This is a genomic window from Clostridiales bacterium (assembly GCA_018333995.1).
In the GTDB taxonomy this organism is placed as follows: domain Bacteria; phylum Actinomycetota; class Coriobacteriia; order Anaerosomatales; family SLCP01; genus JAGXSG01.
On the sequence record JAGXSG010000021.1, the window covers coordinates 1 to 19607 of the forward strand.

Annotated in this window: 17 protein-coding genes and 1 tRNA gene; 2 read left to right on the plus strand and 16 right to left on the minus strand. The window is 61.5% G+C overall.

Annotated elements, in window-relative coordinates:
• The 6 genes from KGZ40_05940 to KGZ40_05965 form a co-directional block, all read right to left on the minus strand.
• On the minus strand, positions 1-309 hold a 309-nt coding region (locus KGZ40_05940), incomplete at its 3' end, for a DUF2085 domain-containing protein (GenBank protein ID MBS3957050.1).
• Between the two features lie 63 nt (positions 310-372).
• Positions 373-449 (minus strand) — tRNA-Pro (locus tag KGZ40_05945).
• A gap of 462 nt (positions 450-911) precedes the next feature.
• A complete protein-coding gene (locus KGZ40_05950; GenBank protein MBS3957051.1) occupies positions 912-1595 on the minus strand; it encodes a hypothetical protein in 684 nt (227 codons plus the stop codon).
• Positions 1596-1895: 300 nt separating this feature from the next.
• Positions 1896-3902 (minus strand): NapC/NirT family cytochrome c, encoded by a 2007-nt coding sequence (locus KGZ40_05955; protein MBS3957052.1) that lies wholly within the window; start codon positions 3900-3902, stop codon positions 1896-1898.
• A 205-nt stretch (positions 3903-4107) separates the two neighbouring features.
• Positions 4108-4569 (minus strand): RidA family protein, encoded by a 462-nt coding sequence (locus KGZ40_05960; protein ID MBS3957053.1) that lies wholly within the window; start codon positions 4567-4569, stop codon positions 4108-4110.
• A 1-nt stretch (position 4570) separates the two neighbouring features.
• Entirely contained in the window at positions 4571-5782 is a 1212-nt protein-coding gene (locus KGZ40_05965) for a methyl-accepting chemotaxis protein (protein ID MBS3957054.1), read from the minus strand.
• Between the two features lie 288 nt (positions 5783-6070).
• Between KGZ40_05965 and KGZ40_05970 the strand changes: the two genes are divergently transcribed.
• Positions 6071-6316, plus strand: coding sequence for a DUF1462 family protein (locus KGZ40_05970; protein ID MBS3957055.1), 246 nt, complete (start codon positions 6071-6073; stop codon positions 6314-6316).
• Positions 6317-6358: 42 nt separating this feature from the next.
• Here the strand turns inward: KGZ40_05970 and KGZ40_05975 are convergent, their stop codons facing one another.
• Both KGZ40_05975 and KGZ40_05980 read right to left on the minus strand, forming a co-directional pair.
• Positions 6359-6661: a J domain-containing protein gene (locus KGZ40_05975; protein ID MBS3957056.1), complete on the minus strand. Its 303-nt coding sequence runs from the start codon at positions 6659-6661 to the stop codon at positions 6359-6361.
• 123 nt (positions 6662-6784) lie between these two features.
• Positions 6785-7687, minus strand: a complete 903-nt coding sequence (locus KGZ40_05980) for a DMT family transporter (GenBank protein MBS3957057.1) — start codon at positions 7685-7687, stop codon at positions 6785-6787.
• A gap of 136 nt (positions 7688-7823) precedes the next feature.
• Here KGZ40_05980 and KGZ40_05985 point away from each other — a divergent pair, with 136 nt between their 5' ends.
• Positions 7824-8243 carry a VanZ family protein gene (locus KGZ40_05985; GenBank protein MBS3957058.1) on the plus strand — a complete coding sequence of 140 codons (420 nt, stop codon included), beginning with the start codon at positions 7824-7826 and terminating at the stop codon, positions 8241-8243.
• On the opposite strand, the gene KGZ40_05990 is transcribed toward KGZ40_05985, so the two are convergent.
• The 8 genes from KGZ40_05990 to KGZ40_06025 all read right to left on the minus strand — a co-directional run bounded on the left by KGZ40_05990 (position 8237) and on the right by KGZ40_06025 (position 19498).
• On the minus strand, positions 8237-9340 hold the full coding sequence (locus KGZ40_05990; protein ID MBS3957059.1) for a PilT/PilU family type 4a pilus ATPase: 1104 nt from the start codon (positions 9338-9340) through the stop codon (positions 8237-8239). The genes KGZ40_05985 and KGZ40_05990 overlap by 7 nt on opposite strands.
• Positions 9341-9418: 78 nt before the next feature.
• The gene (locus tag KGZ40_05995; protein MBS3957060.1) at positions 9419-10516 is read right to left on the minus strand and encodes a C40 family peptidase; all 1098 of its coding nucleotides are present in this window, start codon (positions 10514-10516) and stop codon (positions 9419-9421) included.
• Between the two features lie 2 nt (positions 10517-10518).
• Positions 10519-11400: a peptidoglycan-binding protein gene (locus KGZ40_06000; protein ID MBS3957061.1), complete on the minus strand. Its 882-nt coding sequence runs from the start codon at positions 11398-11400 to the stop codon at positions 10519-10521.
• Complete coding sequence (locus KGZ40_06005; GenBank protein MBS3957062.1) at positions 11397-12890, minus strand: GGDEF domain-containing protein; 1494 nt, start codon at positions 12888-12890, stop codon at positions 11397-11399. The genes KGZ40_06000 and KGZ40_06005 overlap by 4 nt, the downstream gene beginning before the upstream one ends.
• A 131-nt stretch (positions 12891-13021) precedes the next feature.
• Positions 13022-15913 (minus strand): DEAD/DEAH box helicase, encoded by a 2892-nt coding sequence (locus KGZ40_06010; GenBank protein MBS3957063.1) that lies wholly within the window; start codon positions 15911-15913, stop codon positions 13022-13024.
• Positions 15914-16461: 548 nt separating this feature from the next.
• Positions 16462-17244: a DUF1837 domain-containing protein gene (locus tag KGZ40_06015; protein ID MBS3957064.1), complete on the minus strand. Its 783-nt coding sequence runs from the start codon at positions 17242-17244 to the stop codon at positions 16462-16464.
• Between the two features lie 228 nt (positions 17245-17472).
• Positions 17473-18606 (minus strand): hypothetical protein, encoded by a 1134-nt coding sequence (locus tag KGZ40_06020; GenBank protein MBS3957065.1) that lies wholly within the window; start codon positions 18604-18606, stop codon positions 17473-17475.
• Positions 18607-19024: 418 nt separating this feature from the next.
• On the minus strand, positions 19025-19498 hold the full coding sequence (locus KGZ40_06025; GenBank protein MBS3957066.1) for a hypothetical protein: 474 nt from the start codon (positions 19496-19498) through the stop codon (positions 19025-19027).
• Positions 19499-19607: the final 109 nt, after the last annotated feature.

Here is a 19607-nt window from a genome sequence, read left to right on the forward strand (position 1 = left end):
CCCAGCCGCCAGTCCAGTAGCGAGCCGCAACTCGTTATTAGTGGCTCGCACACCGAAATACGAAGTGAAGCCGTCGATCACCATGGCGCCAAGCCCTGCTCCGAGTATCACGTTCACCCACCATGGCGGCAGTAACGAAGGCCGTTGCCGCTCTAAGAACGTAAGGATGAGCACAGCCACGAGAAAGCCGACGTATATCCCCGTGTCACGTGCGCACACGGGCAACGTGAGCCCGGTCCCTGAAAGTGTCCGCTCGGGCAGCTGATGGCAAAGCCCATATCCAAGAAAATCGATGATCTGCTGGATCACGCAGTCTCCTCAGGGACACGGGAGGACCGGTCGATCCCGACCGGTCCTGTGAGAGTGGACGAATGGTCGGGATGGCGGGATTCGAACCCACGACCTCTGCGTCCCGAACGCAGCGCTCTACCAAGCTGAGCCACATCCCGACGAGGCGCTATGATACACGCTCCGCATCGCGAGGGCAAAACATCGTGGAATATGAGCGTGTAAGGATTCGGGGGGTCTACTCTCAGTTCCAGGGACCGAACATCGCCAGGAATTGCCGACGCGTCGAAACGGCATCTTCCCAGAAGCGTTTCGGGTCGCCGACGAGGGCGTGTTGCACGCACACGACGCGCGCGCCGTCTTTCTTGCCCTCGTAGGAGCACATGGCTTTGATCTCGATCCCTCGTCCCTTCTTGCGCTGCCGCCTCCTCAAGCAGGTCGCCCGTCTCGCGAAGCGTCGACATCGCCGTCATCGAAGAGACCTTTTGGGGGCAATGTGCGCGACACCTCCGCCAAGCAAGCATCGACGACTCTCGTGAAGAATGGGTGGGGCCCGTCGGGGAGGACGAGCTAGGGAGCGTAGGTCTCCTACTCGAATTCGAGCTTCACATCTTGCGGCCCGGTCACTCGGCGTCGAGTCTGACTGCCCTTGCGATAGGAAGTAGCTGAGCAACGGCTGCCGTCTCGCTCATGACCATAATCGAGAAGCGGTCCTGTGCCCACGATATCTTCGCCACGCCAGTCTTGAGGCCGGTTCCTGGCAGCGCCATCCCAGTATCCTTGTCTATGACCACCGGAATGTCGAGCTTCTCCCGCGCCTCGGCCGTGATGGAACCAAGCGACATCTCTTGAATGTGTGCTTCTTTCCGTGAGAGCGTAGGGTCGACCTCGATCGCCGCACCTGCCCGCGCTGCCTCCACATCCGAGTTGACAGTTATCTCGATCAGGGTTCCGTCGCTCAGTTCGATCAAAGCATGCCTGTAGCCATTGAACTCTGGTTTCGCTACCCAGAATGCGATGGGTCTCGATCTCTCAGGCATTCCCACGAGTGATAGGCGAGAACCAAGCCAGCTGCCAATCGCATCGAGATCATCAACGCGATCTGCCTGGCCAGCGAGAGAAACGTAGTCGATCCCAGTCTCACCCTCTTTGCCGAGATACAAGACCCCCGTATCGGGGTCTTCCGGCTCGAGACTCTCTGCGGGAGCCTGCCCCTCCGAGACCTTGTTATCCTGCTGTGAGGAACACCCTACTGTCAGCGCGGCACCGCACAGCAAGATAACAAGCGCCAGTCTATTCACGTTCATCTCGTACTCGCCCCCTGTTAGAGCTTGTAGGAGTATATTCCGTCATTACTGTAGAAGTTGCAGTTTTGATGGTATATCCAGTTCTCCGCGGCCACGCCCCGCTCAGCGTAAGGCGCCTCATGCATTGCATTTCCGGTCAAGGCCAGCGCGTCCCCTCCGGCCTATTCCTCCAAATCCTTTGTCCCACCCCGCACCCTTCACGTCGAGGCAAGCTCTCCGGAATAGTGCCCCACAAAAAAGAAGGCCCCCTCGGCAGAGGGGGCCTTCCGTTCACACACTATTCGAGTCCGTCAGCTTGTGCTATCGACCGAGGCGCACATGGCATGCCGCGCACGTCGGGGGCTCGTGGCACACGAAGCACGGCTCGGCGCCCTTGTCCTTCACGAGCGGTGCGTGCTCCTGCGTCCACGGCTGTGCGCCGGTAGCGCCCTCATGATGGCACCTGTCGCAGAAGTACTGGGAGTGGCAGTTCATGCACGCTGGCTTAGCGAACTCCTCCTCACGGAAGCTCGGAGCGTGCGTCTCTTTGAAGTCCGGCTGGTGCGGCATCTCGAGCTTGTGGCAATCGGTGCAGAACTTAGCCTTGGCACCGCCGTCGCCGTGGCAGTACGAGCAGTTCTCGGGCTGTTCATCAAACGCGGCGGGATGCCTGGCCGGCGCATCTATCGTCGCGCGGCGTGTCCAGTCGCCTGCCTGATGGCTCTCTGGCAGAACCGCACGGCTGGTGTGGCACTCGACACAAAACGCTCTGTCGTGGCACATCTCGAAGCAGCCCTCGGCACCCTGTTCGTTCGTGGTGTCGGCATGCACCCTAAGCCATGGCTGGCCATCGACCGCGCCCTCATGGTGGCAATCGCTGCACAGTTCGACGTACGTGTGGCAGTTGGAGCACGCCTGGGGATTGTTGCGTCCCGTAGAAGCATGGAACTGCTTGAATTCCTGCGGATGAGGCACGTCCACAACGTGGCAGCTCTTGCAGAACGGCGCGCTAGCCCCGCCCTCACCGTGACACACCTCGCACGCTGAGATCTCGTTGTTAGCGTCTACCGCATGCTGACCGAGTTCGGCCGCTGGCCGTCGCAGCCAGTCAGCTGCCCCATGCGAAGTGGGAAGCGGATTCGTAGCTGTGTGGCAGTCCTGGCAGTACGCCGGCTCATGACACACGCCGAGGCACCCGGGAACACCGTTCGTGCGGACAGCCTCCGCGTGCTGCGAACCACCCCAAGCCACCTCAGTTTCGAACTCCCAACCAGACTCGACACCGTGGTGGCACGAGTCACAAAACGCTGGATCCACTGAGGTGTGACACATCATGCACTTCTCGGGCTGGCTCGCCGCGCTCTCAGAGTGGGTCTTCTCGACGAACTCGACGGGATGCGGCATCTCCATCCCATGACAGCCCCCGCAGAACGTATCGGTCACGTGACACGTGGAGCAGTAATCGATCTCCGCGACGGCGGGAAGCTGAGCCAAGCGCTTGTACATAGGCGCGTCGGGGCCAAGAGTCTCTTCCTCAGCGGCATACGCGCTCCCATCACCGTCTGCGGCCTGTGCCTCTTGTTCCAGTTCAGCAAGCGCAAGATCGGCATGTCCGCGAGGATAGAAGCCTTCCTCGAAGTGGGAGTCTGGTCTGAGCTCGAAGCCGGGCGTGTGGCACGCCTCGCACGCGCCGGGCGCCACTATACCTCCCGGTGACTCGCTGATTAGCGTGTGACAGCGGAAGCACGCGGTCATGAGCATGAAGTTCTCGTGCTTCCTGTTTGGCTCACCCGTGTTGGGATCGGTAAGGGTGAGTTCGAAGTCCTCACGGTGCGCCACCCTGTTGTGACAGACCGTACAGTGGATCTCGGCTTCAGAGTGCACGTCGTGATCGATGATTATGCCCGGACTCGGCGTCACCGGTCGCGTCGCGAGGTTGTGACACTGCGTGCACTGCTCGGACCCCATGTACTTCGCGTCGAGGGCGAGGTGGGAAGTCGGATTGAGCGGCAATGAGAATTTGTTCGTAGCCGTCAAGTAGAGTTCCCCAAGAGCCTCTGCCTTGTGAAGGACGAAGGTTATCGGGTCGGCGTTCACCTTCATGTGACACGCCATGCACGACACGTTGGAGTGCGAGGAGCGATTGAAGGCAATGATGGTGTCATCCTGGACCTTGTGACACCCCTCCGCGCAAAACCAGTACGTGGATGTCGCCCCTAACGCGACGATCATGACCGCAGCCAGCACCAGGACGGCGACACCCGTCCAGATGATGTACCGCGGTCGCCGAAGCGGATCTTTGAATCCGCTCAGAGAGACTTTTGGCATACACACCTCTCCTCACAAGCCCATGAAGCCGAGCTTTTCGTCAAGACACAAGCATTCACGCCGATTAACACACTGACGATACCTGAATGCACCTGCGTCCATCAACAGCCGAGGGGGTATATAGCGTCCGAATCTTCACACTGTCTGATTCACTACGCATGGCACAACTCCTACCGCGACCGGATCCCAGCCCAGCGGACCGGATCTACCGGCCGAGCTCGAGAACGATCGAGAGCTCGACCGGGGCGCCTTTGGGCAGCTCCGCCACTCCTACGGCCTCGCGCGCGTGCCGCCCTCGCTCTCCATACGCGACTACAAGCACCTCGCTCGCGTGATCGACGACAAGAGGCTGAGCGATGAACCCCGGAGCCGAGGCGACATACGCGACGAGCTTGACCGCGCGGACCACTTCGTCGAGATCACACACCGTTGACGCCGCCGCGAGCGCGTTGACAGCGCACATCCGCGCGCACTCCTGCCCGCGCTCGACGGTCACGTCGGCGCCCACGTGACCGACCGCGAGAAGCTCGCCGTCTGCAAGCGGCAGCTGACCTGCGGTGAAGACAAGCGAGCCGACTCGAACCGCCGGCACATACGCTCCCAGAGCTGCCGGAGCGCCAGGAATCACAATCCCCGCAGCGGCGAGCCTGTCAACGACGTCGCCCACCTCAGCGAATCGATTTCAGGGAGTCGGCGAGCTTGTCGAGCTGAGCGATCACCGATGATACCTGCCGTGATGTCTCCGCCGATTGCTGGGAGACGGAGGCAACCTCGCGCATCGAGACCACTACCTGATCAGACGCTGTGCGCTGTTGCTGCGTGGCTATCGATATCTGCTTGGCGGCGTCAGTTGTCTCCTCGACCTGTGACACGATCCGTTCGAGCGCCTGCGCGGTGCGCTGCGCGAGCATCTTGCCCTCATCAACCTTGTTGGCGGCACGCTCGGTGGACATGATGAGCGAGGACGTCGATGCCTGAATCTCACGCACCACGCGGCCAATCTCCTGCGTCGACTCGGTCACCGAATCCGCGAGCTTTCGGATCTCCTCGGCCACCACCGCGAATCCCTTCCCGGCGTCACCGGCGCGCGCGGCCTCGATGGCGGCGTTGAGCGCGAGAATCTTGGTCTGCTCGGCGATCTCGTCGATGATGGTGAGCACCCGTCCGATCTCTTGGCTTCTCTCTCCAAGCGCGAGAATCCGGTCGGATGAGGCGTTCGTGGTGGCACGAATCTCCTCGATTCCCGCCGCGGTGTCCGCGACCGCGCCCATGCCTTCCTCGGCGCTCTGCAGCGTACGCTCGGCGACGGCCACCACCGCCGAGGAGTTCTCGGCGATCTGCTTGGAAGTCTGTGCGAGCTCTTCAACAGTGGCCGATGTCTGCGCGACCGCAGCCGCCTGCTCCGCGGCGCCGGACGCTTGTTGTTCGGTAGCGGCGAGAACTTCGGCGGTGAGCGCGCGCACCTCGTTGCTCATCGACTGCACCCGCGCAAGCAGTCGCCCGAGGTCTCCCGCTTCACGGAGCAACTCGTTGCGGATACCCGCGATACCTTTAGCGCGAGCGACCGGTACCTCAAGCAGAGCCGCGGTCTCCTCAAGAACCGCGGAGAAGAGACGCTCCGCCATGCGCTTCGATATGAAGTAGCACGCGGTCCCGAGAACGACACCCGCGGTAAGCGACATCACCCAGAAACCCGCGAGCGCACTGGGTCCCTTAGGCTCGACGAACACGCTCGCTATCGGCGGGAAGGCTGCGCCGATGGCGACTCCGGCACCCACCATCACGAGCAGCATCGAACGCGAGCCCACTTCCCCGCTACGTTCTTTCACAGCTACCCCCGTCTCACGCGGTTCACTTCCAGCACCCAAAGCGCGCTTCACACGTGCTCCTATGGTACCAGCAGCACCATCGGCGTGGCAGAGTTGCGCATATATACCCTATGGGGTATCATATCGTTCAGGAAGTCTCCCCCTTTGCCGATAAGGTATGAGATTCGCTACTCGCTGGTGCTGAACCTAATGCCGCGTACGTTCACGGTGAACGTCGCAGCCCCTGGATTGATGGAGGTCTACGTGTCTGAAGCCGTGGTCACGGTCGAGGTGTTTGACATGCCAACCCATACGTCGTGTTACTCGGGAGGTTGAGGGCCGTCATGGTCTCCGGAGGAGATCACCGCTCTCATCCGTGACGAAGTCGCACGCAAGTTTGGCGACGCCGCCACGGTCGTCTATCGCGATGCGCAGAGCCAAACCGTCAGGGAGCATTCGGCGTCGATCATCAAGGAGATCGAGACCCGGGGGTTGCTCTACCCGGTCACCGTTATCGACGGCGTCCCCATCTACGACGGAGCGGTCTCCTACCCAGGCATCATCCGGGCGCTTCGCGACAAGCTCGAACGGGCTATCGCGGGATAGGTGATCGCGCCAGGCGCCGCACGCAACACCGAGTACCCATGCTCACCGGTCAGGGATCACTCGCTCCAGAAACATCCCGACGAGCCCCTTCGCCATGAAGGTGTCCCACGCGCTTCCTCTTCCTCCCGCCTCTGGCACGAGAGAGCGGTCGTAGCGCGATCGCGACTCGGCGTCACGCAGCACCCGGTACGCCTCGTTAATCCGCTGCATCGCTCTGGTCGCACCCTCCCGCCTGTCTTCAGGAACGACGTCCGGGTGGTACTTGAGGCTCAGAGCGCGGTACGCTTTTTCGATGACCTCGGGTTCGGCGTTGCGCGCAACTTGCAGCGTACGGTAGTGGTCCACGAGTTCCTCCGATGTGCCATCACGGTTCCTTAAACCGCACCTGCCAGTGTAGTAGCGCCGCTCCTTCCGCGTCCACAAGCTCCCCTGCCCGCTTCCGTCCGCGAGACGACATGCGCGGCGTGGTCAGACGATCGCCACCTCGTCTAAGTCGCGCACATGGAACTCGGCGAGCACCACGCCAGCCAGCACGAGAACAGCACCCGCAGCTTGTGGGATCGACAGCCTCTCACCGAGCACGAGCGCCGCAAGCCCGATCGTGACGAGCGGCTCGAAGGTCGAGATGATCGAGGCTTGGGCAGGTCCGATCTGCCGCATCGCCCTCAAGTACAAGAGTACGGCGGCAAACGTCGGGACTAAGACGATGGCGCCGAGCAACATCCACGTCTCCCACGTCCAGCCTACGGGTGCGAGCGGGGCGCCGACAAGCGAGGCTATGAACACGATCGCGATCGTGTTGAAGCCAAACGTGTACGTCATCAGCACACCGCGCGACCGGCCGGGCAACCAGCGGTGCGAAAGTACGTTAAACGACGCGTATCCAACTGCGGCACCGAGTCCGAGCAAGACACCCGCCGTGGAAACGCCCTGTCCTCCGGAAAACGGGTCAACAACGAGCGCGCATCCCGCGAACGTGAGCGCGATAGCCACGGCGCGGGGAAGATCGAGCGCTTCGCGCCCAAACAGCCGCGCCGCCAGCGTCACCAGGGCCGGATACGTGTAGAAGAGCACCGCCACCACTCCCGCGTCCGCGTGGAGGAGCGCGAAGAAGAAACAAAGAGATGCGGCTCCGTACCCGGCTACCGCAAGGACAGCGTAGCGGCCCAGATCACCGCGGCCCACCCAGAGCGCCCGCGGCCTGATTATGGCAAAGTACCCTCCGAGCAACAGTGACGCGGCACCGAACCGCCACGCCAGCAACTGAAGCGGCTCAGCGCCTTGACGGTAGGCCAGGGACGTAAAGATGGCGAGTGTGCCGAAGCACACTGCGGAGATGATGACCGCGATCACGGCGGTACGGCGCTTCATGGCCACATGGATCCTTACTGACGGCTACGGGCTCAATACAAATGACAACCCTGCCACTCGTCGCTGGGCGGGTCAACATCTGTTGCTTTTGCTAGACTCTCTGCGGTCCTGACATCAACGCACGATGGAGAGCAACGTGCTGAACAAACCCCAGGCACCGCCACGAGCGACGCTCGGCAGAAGCGTAGCGTGGACGGCGACTGCCGCCTGGATGGCGGTGATCTTCGCGATGTCCTCGCTCCCCGGATCGGCAATCCCGGGAACCGGGAGCGAGATCGCGCACTTTGTCACGTACGGGGTTCTCGGCGGCCTGCTGTACTTGGCGATCTCGCACGAAACCCCCGATCGCATCCGAGCGATCATGCTCGCCGTTCTCATCTCCTCGGCATACGGAGTCAGTGACGAGTTCCACCAGGCGTTTGTCCCCGGACGAGTTCCAGACGTGGTCGACTGGGGAATCGATACGCTGGGTTCGCTTGCCGGAGCGCTCACCACGCATGCGGCGCTACGGAGGCGGCGCGAGGCTGTGCGAGGCGGCGGCGACCGGGATCAGTAGATGCCGCTCTCTGCGGCGTGTTGCGATTCCACTCCCAGGTGACGGACTTTGATCTTGAAGTCGTGCGCGTTAGCCGCCATCCCGATCGCGTCGTCGAGTGTGATCATCCGGTCCTTGTACAAACGGAGCAGGCTCTGATCGAACGTCTGCATCCCGTAGTACTCGCCCTCCTCCATCGCGTCTCGGATGAGGTATGTCTTCTCGGCGTCGTTGATGTACTCACGGATCGTACCGGTCATGACCATGATTTCGACGGCGGGAACAAGTCCGCCGTTGATGGTGGGTATGAGACGCAAGCTGATGATGCCCTTGAGCGTGGACGCCAGCATGAGACGGATCTGCTTTTGCTGGTAGGGCGGGAAGAAATCGATGATCCGGTTGATGGTTTCGGTGGCGTCTATGGTGTGGAGCGTCGACAGAACCAGGTTTCCTATCTCAGCGGCTGTAAGCGCCGCGTTCACCGTCTCGTGGTCACGCATCTCGCCGATGAGGACGACGTCGGGATCTTGGCGCACCACGTGCCTGAGAGCATCGGCGTATGACTCGGTGTCAATGCCGATCTCGCGCTGGTTCACGATGCACTTCTTGTCGTTGTGGAGAACCTCGATCGGATCCTCGATCGTCACAATGTGCCCCTCGCGGGTGCTGTTAATGTGATCGATCATCGCCGCCAGAGTGGTGGTCTTGCCGGAGCCTGCGGTCCCCGTGACGAGCACGAGCCCACGAGGCTCATCCGCGAGACGGCGCACGATCGGAGGCAACCCGAGCTCCTCGACGCTGGCCCGCTCTGTGGCGACGCGGCGCAACGTCATGCCCACACTGCCTCGCTGATGAAACACGTTGACGCGGAAACGGCCGATTCCCGAAAGCGAATACGCGAAATCGATCTCGCGATGGTTCTCAAACGAGACCTTCTGACGATCGTCCATCATGCCGAGGGCGAGAAGGCGCGTGTCGTCGGGGCTCAGCGGCTGCATCTCGCGCATGACACGCAACTTGCCGTTAAGCCGGACCGCGGGGGGACTCCCGACCTTCACGTGCAGGTCAGACGATCCCTGTTCGGTCATCAGCCTCAGGAGTCCGTCGATCTGAGCCATCGCGTCTCACCCCGTGCTTCGATTTCGGCGTGCGTACAGGATACCGTACTCGAAGCGCCGCCGCGCCACATCGAGCGTTTAGGGCCGAGTGGCGCCAACGTAGTCCCTGCGGCCCCCCAGCGACGATATCTTGACGACATCTCCAGTACGTGGCGAGTGAATGTACTGTCCGCCGCCAACGTAAATGCCGACATGGCGAATCGGGGACCCAAAGAACACGAGATCACCTGGTTGCAGATCGGCCCGCGATACCCTCTCCCCCACCCCGTACTGCGCCCTGGATGAGTGAGGAAGCGACACGCCGACCTGACGGAAGACGAACAGGGTGAACCCGCTGCAGTCGAACATATCGGGGCCCGATGCCGCCCAGCGGTACGGAGCGCCGAGATATCGTTTCGCGATATCGACGACCTCGCTTCGGGGCGCGCGGGTAGGTGGCGGGAACGACCGTTGGCGCACGAGCGGGAAACTGCGCGAGACGGCGGCGCGTTCGGCGGCGGCGGCGCGCGCCCTTTCAGCGGCCTCAATCGCGGCGATCTCCGTCTCGAGGCCGGCAAGCATACGTTTGCGATCAGCGAGCTTGCGCTCGATCGCCGCCTTGTTCGCCGCCATCTGGTCGAGCACCGTCTTTGCGGCCGCTTCTTGTTCGGCGAGACGCGCGTTGGCCTCCGCTAGCTCCACGTGTGCGGCCTGAAGGTTTTCAACGTTGCCGGCGTCGCTGGAGTTGATGTCTTGAAGCAGATCCCACATCGTCGAGAACTGCTCGAAATCCTGCGCTCCTAAGAGGACCTCTAGAAAGCTGAACGGCCCATTGCGATACATCGCCTCGGCGCGCGCCTCAAGACGGGTCTGCAAGTCAGTGATGACCGCTTCAGTCTCAGCTATGCGCGTGGCGGTCGCCCGCATCTCGCTGACCAGAGACTCGTGTGCTATCCGTGCCTCGTTGTACTCCTCGGCGGCCAGCTCGACTTCGACATCGAGGGCGTCGATCTGCTGTTTGACCTGCCGGGCCTGCTCACGCTTAGCCGAAGCCGGTGACGCGTACGCGGAAACAGCGCTAAACGCGAGCACGACGGCAAGAACCAGGGCGACAGGTGTGCGTCTGCTAGAAATCAGAGCGCTACCTCCTGTTGTGGTACAACGACGATACAACCGCGCAATGATAGCACAAATCATGTCTAACGAGCCATCGCGCGGCGAAGCGCGTCGAACACACGTACGGACATGCGCTGAATCTCATGGTCTTCGCCCGCGACGTCACCGAGGTCGATCGCGATCGACCCGGCGTCTTCCGGCGCGGTTTCGACAGCTGTCACGAGCCGTGCGGCCAACGCTGCGACGTCGTCGTCTCCCCCGCTCACGCACGGCCCGGTGCGCTCCTCGATCGCCGGTAAGGTTGACAAGAACACAGTGACGTCGGCCGCGCCGGGATCCTGGGCGATCTCGATCCGCGCGTGCGGGTCGGTGGCAAGCGCCACGTTCACGACGCGCTCAGCCACCTCCGCAGCCACCAGGTCGCATCCCGCGACGGCTACGGAACGCCTTCCAAACAAGCCCCCGGGCGGCGGCTCAGATACGGGCCGTGTGTGCGTGGTCGCCGATCGGCCCTCCCATACGTGCCGTAACCGTTCGATAACCTGGATGGTTTCGGCACCGGCTATCCCATCGGCGATGTGCCCGCTGTTCCGCTGGAACTCGCGCACGGCGCGTCCGGTCGCGGGACCAAAGATCCCGTCTACCTGCCCCACAGCGAAACCGAGCGCCCCGAGCGCCTCTTGCAGCGCACGCACGTCCTGACCGTGGAAGTAAGGCAGCCTCAGGTAGAGCACTCTGTCACCGAGCTGGAATGTCGCATCGACGAGCGCCGTCCACGTCTCCCTTCCAACAACCCCGTCCTCAGAAAGCCCGTGTGCCCGCTGAAACGCCACGACCGCCTCGCGCGTCTGGCCAAGGAACACACCGTCGACCCCGGTAGGACCGAGATCGTGGCCGAGCAGATGAAGCTTGCGCTGCACGTCCTCGACCGCCGCACCACGCTGGCCTGGCAGTATCGGTCTCACGTCGCCACCTCGACTCGGTTCTTACCGGCCGCCTTCGCTTCGTAGAGGGCGCGATCAGCGACGTCAATCAACCCGGTGTGGGTCTCGGCGTGGATCGGAAACGTAGCCACTCCGAGCGAGACCGACGTGCGAACAGGCTTGTCAACACCATCGAGCCGCATCGCCTCATCCGCGACCCGTGCGCGCACACGCTCCGCCACCGCGCTGGCGCCGTCCGTCCCGGTCTCAGGCAACAGCACGACAAACTCTTCGCCGCCATACCGCGCGGCAAGATCGATCTCGCGAAGATTGTCGCGAATGATGGCTGAGACCACTTTGAGAACCGCGTCGCCACGCGGGTGCCCGTACGCGTCGTTAAGCCGCTTGAAGTCGTCGATGTCAAGAAGGATGATCGAGAGCGGATGTCCGAAACGTTCCGCTCGCTTGATCTCTTCGTCGAGGCGTTGCTGAAAGTGCCCGTGGTTATACAGGTCGGTAAGACGATCGGTGACGGAAAGCCGCTCAAGCTCGCCGTGGAGCAACGCATTCTCGAGCGCGAGCGAGGACTGGTTCGCGATGACCTGAAGGCGCTCCAGCTCAGCCGTCGAAAACTCGCGCGGGTTCGCGGAAGCGATCACGATGACACCATGCACCGTCTCGCCTGACCGGAGCGGAACCGCCACTTGGGACCGGATATCACTCGATTCGCGCATCCACGCGAGTGACGGCGATGACGGTTCCGCGCTTGCTTCTTGTACGAGCCCTTCGCGAAACGACGCGCCGAGGATGGTCTGTGCCACCGGCACCTCCGGCTCGAAGACCTCCGGCGGCCTGCCTTGGGAAGCGCGAATACGCAGGAACGACTCTTCCCGCTGCAAGAGATACACACAGCTGATTTCCGCGCCGAGGATGCCGTTGGCGCCGTCGACGATCAGGTTGCAGACCTGGTCGACACCGGTGAACCGGGTGAGCGCCTTGAAGAACTCGTGGGTGAAGAATATCTCGGCGAGCTTGCTTTCGAACTCCTCATTGGTGCGCTCTAGCTCCCGCTTGCTGGATTGAAGGCGTCGCTCGTGGCTGCGGATCTTGTCGTAGGCGATCTGGAGCTCGGCGAACAGCCTCTCTTGCTCCTCGCCTCGCTTCTTCGCGACCAGGAGATCCCATACAAGCTCCGACCCCGAGGTCCCCACGAGTTCGATACCAGCCGGTCTGCGCGTCGCGAGCAGTTCGTGCATCTCGGCGTCCTCGGACATGTCCATGACAAGATCGAGTCCATCCAGCTGAAACACGTCATCGATGTCGGAGGCCACGAACACACCGAGATCCGCCGCAAGACGCGCGGCGGGCGAGGCCACCGGAGCACCGGCGAGCGCCGCGATACGCACGTTGCCGACTTCGCTCAGCAAGCGCAAGATCGCAGCCGCCCTCAGGCTGCCTCCGACGATCGCTATGCTCGAACCCGCGCCTGGGCGTGTCCTCGCAAGACCGCCCATCGCTCCCGTGTCCGCCATCGACTCTGCCTTTCTGGAACCGCACTCGCCGCTGTCACATTATCATGCGAACGCCAAGCGGCCGCACCGTGACGTCTGACGGATCTCACGAGCGAAGCGAGTCAGGTCGAGGTTAGCAGGCGCCAGGCCTGCTAGCGACTCACGCGTCCAAAGTACTCCACCTCAACCGCTTCGCCGTCCTGGGATACTTGCACGGAGACGATTTCACGGTGCTCGTGAGCGATATCTGCGGTTGTAACGCCCAAGCGATCGTATGTCGGCGTGAGTACCAGCCATTCCCCTGGGGAGGCAGACGGTTCAAGGACTACGCGCTGGCCGGGCGACGGGGGTGCGGATTCCCAGACTACTTCGATGCTCTGTGCCATACGCCGCCACCTCCCCAATCGGTTTGCTCGGGCCCGCTCCCTATAGGCAATCCATTGGTGTCTGCTGCCTGGGGTTGGCCAGGACTCGTCAGTCTCCGCCAATTTCACGGCATCTGAATCTAACCACTGCATCATCTCAGTGCGATCCCCGAAAGTCGCAGCGGTCGAGTCGATCGCGACGAAAGCAGCCGCACGAGACTCAAGGCCACTGCTCAGAAGAAGCATTGAACTGCGGTTCGCCGTGCCCGTCTCGACGGCCAACGGAGCGATGCCTGCAAGTTTCTCTGCGTCAGCTACTCCCATGGCAAGAGCATGCACTCTCACTGCTTCCATCGCCCATGGCAGTCGGTACGACAGGGCTTCCTGAAGTAGGTCGACACCATAATCGCAGAGGCTGACAATCTCAGATGCTGGCTCCCCAACGATCCAGCCGCGCAAGGCGTCCTGCCAGCGATTCGGTAGCGCGCGTGGAGCTCTAAACGGGGCCGTCTCAAGGACAAGTTCCGCGAACTCCACGATTGGCCCTGCAACAGCGGAGACGTCCATGTCGGCAACCGCCGCTTCGGCTTCCAGCAGGAGGGACACCAGAGTGTCGAGGTGTTCATCTAGGAAGTTGCCTGCTCGCAGACCCACGCCCGCAGCGTGGTATCCGCGCCGTTGTTGCTCACTTGTGTTTGTCCACACGTGGGCCGCTCGGGCCGCGATGAAGCCTGCGAGGAGAGATTGAGTCTCTGGTGTCTTTTCAGACAGCTGCCTCGCAAACAATGATCCCTGCAGCACATTGGTGAGCGCTTCGTCCAGACACTCGGCGGAAGTATCGGCGTCCAGGAGCGCAAGGACCGCAGAATCCAAGGATGCGATATCCCTCTCCCACTCGGCAACAGAAAGGCCCAGTTCATCAGCCTTGGCCTGAGGAATGTCCCAAGCTGAGTCGTTGCCGGCAACGTATTCAACGACCTCCTTCAGCGGAATGGCGGCAGCCTTCGCGATGCGCTGGTATACCTCCCAGGTCAACAGTAGTATCCCGCTTACGACCTTGGGGGCCTTGGCGGATGCCACCAAGTCCTCCCACGTCTTCACTGCCCTTCGGGCGCGGCGCGGCTCATCCTCCCACACCACGTGGACGACGAGTCCCTCCATGTCGACGTACGCCCGACCCGCCCGACCAGCGACGTTCGCGAACTCGGTTGTCGGAACGACTTCGCCGTTGCGCCAAACGAAAGGTACAAGCAGAACGCTGGCAGACAAGTTGAGCCCCTGCGCCAGGGTGGGCGACGCAATAACAACGGGGCACTCACGTGAACGCAGTAGCCCCTCTATCTCGCTAAGGAACGGTCTTGGTAGACCACCGTGATGCAGTGCAACGCCATAATTGAGGCATTCCACTGCGGGATGATCCACCCCAAGCCATTCCGTTCCGGTAACAATGGCATTCCGAACTCGTGCGCTTGGCTCTACTAGCGGGGACAGAACCCCGTGTCGTATGCACCTGCTGATAGTCTTGCCGAGCGCTTCGACCGACTTCCTGAGCGAGCAGTAGACCAGCACATCCTGATTCTGTTGGGCGAAGGTCCAAGCTGCTGCGAGCGTGAGTTCCTGCTTGCCCTGAGGGAAGCTGTTTCGCCGACGGGAGCCCCCAGGTGGCTCCTGCGCCTCGACGAACCGCGGCACGAAAGGAGTTTCGTCATGCAAGCTGATTTCTAGGCGGGCGGCGCTTCCTCCCCATCGGAGCACTCCGAAACGCTGACGTGTGGGCCGCCAGGTAGAGTGCACCGGGTTGCCGGGTTGATCCTGGCGCAGCCACGCCACCAGATCTTCCATCTCCTCTGGCGTCGGGAAGAGCGCTGAGAGGCACACAAGTCTGCGGGCAGCTGCATCAGCGCGGGACAGCAGCCTCTGGACGAGCGCTTCGTATCGGACTTCGCGCTCCTGTGGGCCGAGCATGTGCCCCTCATCTAGCACTACAAGCCCAACGTCATCGATGATCGAGTCGTCGTTGCGGAGCGCGAAATCGAGCTTCTCCGGTGTGGATATGACGATATCCGCTTGGCCAAGAACCTCCGAGTCCTCCATCTCGATTCCAGCCGAACCGTAGAGAGATGAGACCGCGAATCCGAGTGGCACGAAAGTGTCGGAGAGGTCCCTCTCGACTTGTGCAGAGAGCGCCCTCAGCGGCGTGACATACACGACACGCTGGTGGCTGGCTAGGGAACGGAGAATGCACATTTCAGCGATGCGTGTCTTGCCTGCACTGGTCGGCAAAGCCACCACCAGGTCATCATCAGCGTCCAGGACACGACCGACCGCTTGAATCTGTGATGGCCAAAGCTCAATCGAAGCACGATCACTCGCCCTCAAGCGCCTGATGTAGTCCGTTCGCAGCGATGACCATCGGGCGTGATGAACATCATCCTCCGCAAGCTCCGGAAGCTGCTGATGTAGGCTCATTTCCCAGAGCTGTTTCGCCAAGCCTCCAGAGAGCGCTGCTGTCCACCAGTGACTGACCGCACCCAGTTCCAGTGCTGCGGCTTCCACCGACTGTAAGCGAGCGGTTGCATCTGCAACAGCGTCTCCATCTCCGATGGCTAGGCCGTGGTCAAGTAGTGCAAGGGACTTCATGAGGGAGGTGGTCAGCACTGAGTCAACGGCGTCCGGCACATCAAATTCGTCATCGTGCTGAAGACGCCTCGCCACTTCGCTATCCGAGTGATGCCCGCCGAGCAGCCACGCCGAGTACTCAGCGTGCATCTCGACTAAGTTTCGCCTAAGCAGATGCAGCAGTACGCACTCCGGCGGAGCGAGATTCTGTCGTTCCGCTAGAGATGGCAACATCGTGTATGCACGCGCTGAGTAGCCGGCAAGATGAAAGGCAACGGCGGCAGTCAGGCGATGGAAACCGCAGTTCGGACTGTCTTGCCCCCTGAGAACGACCGCCTCTATCGACTCCCCGGCAACCAAGAAGGCACGTTCCAGCATGTCGGCGTGTGGGTCCTGTGACTGTATCCGGAGAGCGAGCGCAGCAACACCGTGGGCATAGTCAAGCAAGTCCTCCGTCAGGGCTTCCGGAAAGGATGGGGATCCTTGCGGCAACATTCCGTCGCGCCAGATGAGTCCTCGCGCCAATCCCTTGTCCAGCAGTCGGCCGCCGTAGCCCGGGGCGACCACGCGTTCGAGAAGAGCAATCATGTCGTTCAGCGAGTGCACGCCTAGAGAGCTCCGTAGACGGTGCTAATGAAAGCACTGTGGTCTGCGACTCGCAGCCCGACTGCGTGACGCTTAGTGTGCGTCGCACAGGCCGCCAAGTGCGCAGCTAACAGGTTGCCTGGGTTGTTGCCAGACAGAACGAAGAGCAGGTGTTCTACACGGCAACCCTTGAAGCCATTGATGACGGCCGATTCGAGTCCGGCAGCAATATCGTGGCGGCCCTGCTCTCGCAACCTGTCTGCCACGAAGAGAACCGAGTGCCTAGTAGGACGACCGCGATCTCGCTCGAGGGCTGCGGCTGCTTCGTCGATGGCTGCAGTGGCAAGACTGGCACGGCTCTTGGACTCTCCTTTCAGGAAGACGAGAGCATCAAGACTCCCAGCTACACCGATGATGTCGTCGCCACGCAGTGCCATTTCGCGCCCATCCTTCCAGCGCAATCGACGCACTGGCACCGAGAAGCCAAGTGTCTGTTCCGCAAGCTCAGTTGCGAGGATCTCCCCCATGTCACCGGAGCGACTTCTCTTTCCGGTGGGAAGCTGCGCTCGAACCAGGGCTGCGGTCTGCGTTGCGCCATGTTCCTCAAGACGTCTCGCCAGAGTCTCAGGTGCGACGTAGTGCTCTCGAACCAGTTCACTCAAGTCGCCAAGAATTGCGTCGCGCGCAGCATCGCGTTCGACCAGAAGTACTAGGGAATGCTTCCCGGCCTCGGTGACAGACGAATCAAGCCATTTAGCGCAAACATGGTCTGTGCTCCATGTGACCCCAAGTGCGGCGTCAGCCATTCAACCCTCCCCAGTCTGTTCCGCTCAGTGGGCGCACTGCATGACCTTGGGCGGATGAGCAGCGGCCCACCCGCTTCGCTTCAGTCTAACGCTCGCGGCCGTCCGATCCGCTTCTCCTTCCCTGTCGCTGCTGGTAACAACGACAGTGTCGGCGGAGCGTCCTTTTCATGCCATCTTATTAGTCCATTCGGGCCACACTACCCCTAGTACAGAATCGAGACGAGTTCGCTATGGGTCGCAGTCTCCAGAACCGTCGATGCCTGGATTCGGTGATGGTGCGCTACCATGCGCACCCCGCAGCTTTTGGAGAGTCTCCTGCCACACCTTGTTTGCCTCGATTTGGGCCTTGATGAGTTCGATTTGCTTCGCCGGCTTGGACACGCCCCCGAGGTTGGCTAGACAAGTGACGATTTCGAAGCTGATCGGTGCGCGGCCAATCTCATGCTTGTGCGTTCGCGTGATGCGCTCCATCACACGATGACTGCCTGCGATTCGCCTGAGGTCTCTCACCGTCACGACACTACGGCTGAACAGCGCCTTCAACAGAGGATCGATTTCCGACTGACCACAACGGATGCCGATCTTCTCCAGGACTCGCGGCAGGTTCTCCGCATTCAGCGGATCACTGTCCAGAATCTCCCTCTCCTCCTGGAACCTGGCCAGCTCATCAGCCAGGAACTGAAAGTGCTCGTCAATGGCTTGGAGATGCGCCCCGATGATGTCGAATTGCTTCGAGACAGCGAACGACGTCTGCTTGTTTGGCTTGTAGCCCAGCTGATGCTCGATTTCGCTCCACGTGTCCTCGGTCAGTGTGCGAACCTGAACCTCTACCCATGGCGGTTCGTAGAGACGTGACGCATCCGGCCGAACCCGAAGACAATAGTGCACCGACGCGTAGCCGGAGTCCTTCTGTTCGCATTTCATCGAGAGCCCGATGCGCTGGGCAAGTTCCTCGTCCAGATACGCGACTGGAGGATCGTCTGTGGCCAGCTCGAGTTCCGGTGTTGACCGAATTGCCTCGTCAACGCGAGCCAAGTCCGTCAGGAAGTGCGTGACGATACGGAAGCCAAGCGTGTCGGTCATCGTTTCGATGCTCTCGGCTTTAAGTCCCAGCGGGAAGTCGGCGGGCTTTCGCGCAATCTTATCGATGACACTCTCGGGTCGCTTCACGCGATCCCTGAGACGATGGATTGGTGTCGGCAGGGGCTTCTCGGGCTCGACGCGGGACTCCCAGTAGACTGGATCCTGCCAAGGAAGGATGATCTGGAGCAGTTCGTCACGTGCGGGGAGAAGCGTGAACTCAATGTACTCCGTGTACGCGTCTAGGAAGGCCCGTTGCTCGTCCGCTGAATGGTCTGGCATAGCAGCCTCCCTCCGCGCTTGTCCCGGCTTGACCGTCGGCAGATCATGCGTGTGCTATACGGCACTTGTCCCCCGGCGTCACCTGTCGCGCAACTACACCCCTATCGGAAGCCTACAGTACGCCCGACCGCCGTCAAGTGCTGTCGGTTCAGGTCGTTGGGCGATGGGGATAACGCGGTTGCGCTTCAGCTGAAGCGCCGCCCCCGTTGCCTTGCCACCCGTGCACACCCTACGGGCGGCGCTTTCTGCTGGAAGCGCTTCCATGAAAAGGACGCGGCTGCAAGTCGCGAGTCTGAGCTCCGTTCTTGATCGATCATAGACCCCTCGGGCCAGCAGTCCTCATTCCTGACGGCTTCGGTGAGAGCCAAGCTTCCATTCGCGCTCTTTGAGGTTCGGCGCACGGGACCACTCCTCGCATTCAGGCGATTCGCGTCAACTCTAGACTGCCTACTCTAGGTTCCCCTTCGCCCTGATGCGGGCCCAGCCAGTTGCCGACCATCGCACTACCATCCGCGTTCAAGTGAAGAAAGAACGCACCTGACATCCGGCTCCCGGGATCCATATCGGTCCAAGAGCCGGTGATGGTCGCTCCGCGCAGCACGCCCCGTACCTTGAGACAGAACCCTCCAGGAGACGTGGGTTCGCAGATGCCGCGGACCCTGTTACCGACCTGCACTGTCCGCATCATTGCCCGCTCAGCGTGATTGCCTTCATCGTGATGAATCAGGTACTCGAAGTCCCAGTTCCCGCGCAGGTCCTGACCGGTGATGAATGCGCCAGTGTCAAAGCTCGACAGGACGGAATCGATGCGATCCTGAACTAGTGACGTCGCAATGACTCCGGCAAGCGCGCCCAGTACAAGGGTCACTACTGCCCCAAACACTTCCCACACGTGAAACCTCCCCCGATCATGTGGCGAACGTCACTTGAGATGAGCGGCAACGCGAAGCGTCGTCCGCTCGATCTCAGGGCTAGCCGTCACCGTGTACAAGTTCACAGGC

Excerpts from the sequence above, each read along its gene's own strand:
- KGZ40_05950 (MBS3957051.1), bottom strand. The coding sequence starts at position 1,595 with ATGAACGTGAATAGACTGGCGCTTGTTATCTTGCTGTGCGGTGCCGCG.
- KGZ40_05955 (MBS3957052.1), bottom strand. The coding sequence starts at position 3,902 with ATGCCAAAAGTCTCTCTGAGCGGATTCAAAGATCCGCTTCGGCGACCG.
- KGZ40_05980 (MBS3957057.1), bottom strand. The coding sequence starts at position 7,687 with ATGAAGCGCCGTACCGCCGTGATCGCGGTCATCATCTCCGCAGTGTGC.
- KGZ40_05990 (MBS3957059.1), bottom strand. The coding sequence starts at position 9,340 with ATGGCTCAGATCGACGGACTCCTGAGGCTGATGACCGAACAGGGATCG.
- KGZ40_05995 (MBS3957060.1), bottom strand. The coding sequence starts at position 10,516 with ATGATTTGTGCTATCATTGCGCGGTTGTATCGTCGTTGTACCACAACA.
- KGZ40_06005 (MBS3957062.1), bottom strand. The coding sequence starts at position 12,890 with ATGGCGGACACGGGAGCGATGGGCGGTCTTGCGAGGACACGCCCAGGC.
- KGZ40_06015 (MBS3957064.1), bottom strand. The coding sequence starts at position 17,244 with ATGGCTGACGCCGCACTTGGGGTCACATGGAGCACAGACCATGTTTGC.
- KGZ40_06020 (MBS3957065.1), bottom strand. The coding sequence starts at position 18,606 with ATGCCAGACCATTCAGCGGACGAGCAACGGGCCTTCCTAGACGCGTAC.